Source organism: Pararcticibacter amylolyticus, assembly GCF_003130405.1.
Lineage (GTDB): Bacteria > Bacteroidota > Bacteroidia > Sphingobacteriales > Sphingobacteriaceae > Arcticibacter > Arcticibacter amylolyticus.
The window spans coordinates 1-456 of the sequence record NZ_QEAS01000113.1 but is presented as its reverse complement, the minus strand read 5'-3'; the positions used below and the strand labels follow the sequence as shown (position 1 = coordinate 456).

Genomic DNA, 456 nt, shown 5'->3' with positions numbered 1-456 from the left:
ACCCGTATCACTGACGCCCAGGCAATCCAGCGAGGCCGTCACTATTACCATACACCCTTCCGGGATCGTCCCCTCCATCTCAAAGTCCAGCGCCTCCATATCCTTCCAGTCCGTCACCGCCACATCCTTTACCGCCACATATTCATAAAATTCACTGCGGAAGTTCAGGGCCGTGACCAGGAAGCGCAGCCGGTAGCTGTCCGTCGCCTCCTTTACCGCAGAAGGGATCTTCAGCCCGCTAAGCTTGCCCCATCCGTCCATCTGCACGCGCACCTTTCCCCCGCTGGTCAGCGACACCGAGGGCCTCACCTTCAGCGCCTCCCTGAGCGGACTATTTGCATTGAACTCGAAACCCTCCAGGCAGCTCAGATCACCGTCGTGGAGGTCGCGTGCACCCCGCAGGGCTGTTTTGCTCCTTAAGATACTCTGGTAGACAGCGCTGTTAAAGCGGTTCAC

At 58.6% G+C, this 456-nt stretch carries 1 pseudogene; it reads right to left on the bottom strand.

Going from position 1 to position 456, the window contains the following annotated elements:
* Positions 1-456 (bottom strand): annotated as a pseudogene (locus tag DDR33_RS26310) (hypothetical protein); the annotation flags it as partial.